Source organism: Shewanella sp. SM29, from assembly GCF_025654245.1.
Lineage (GTDB): Bacteria > Pseudomonadota > Gammaproteobacteria > Enterobacterales > Shewanellaceae > Shewanella > Shewanella oncorhynchi.
Genome location: NZ_JAKKRN010000110.1, coordinates 1 through 500 on the forward strand (window position 1 = coordinate 1; position 500 = coordinate 500).

General features: G+C 50.0%; 1 rRNA gene. It reads right to left on the reverse strand.

Going from position 1 to position 500, the window contains the following annotated elements:
* Positions 1-500: ribosomal RNA gene (locus L5L77_RS22700) — 23S ribosomal RNA — on the reverse strand; the annotation flags it as partial.

Consider the following 500-nt stretch of genomic DNA (forward strand, 5'->3'; position numbering starts at 1 on the left):
GTTTGATTGGCCTTTCACCCCCAGCCACAAGTCATCCGCTAATTTTTCAACATTAGTCGGTTCGGTCCTCCAGTTGATGTTACTCAACCTTCAACCTGCCCATGGCTAGATCACCGGGTTTCGGGTCTACACCTTGCAACTAAACGCGCAGTTAACACTCGGTTTCCCTACGGCTCCGCTATTCGCTTAACCTCGCTACAAAATGTAAGTCGCTGACCCATTATACAAAAGGTACGCAGTCACGGTCTCAAGAACCGCTCCCACTGCTTGTACGTATACGGTTTCAGGTTCTATTTCACTCCCCTCACAGGGGTTCTTTTCGCCTTTCCCTCACGGTACTGGTTCACTATCGGTCAGTCAGGAGTATTTAGCCTTGGAGGATGGTCCCCCCATATTCAAACAGGATGTCACGTGTCCCGCCTTACTCGTTTTCATCAATGGTTAGTTTTCATGTACGGGGCTATCACCCTGTGCCGCTGCGCTTTCCAACGCATTCCACT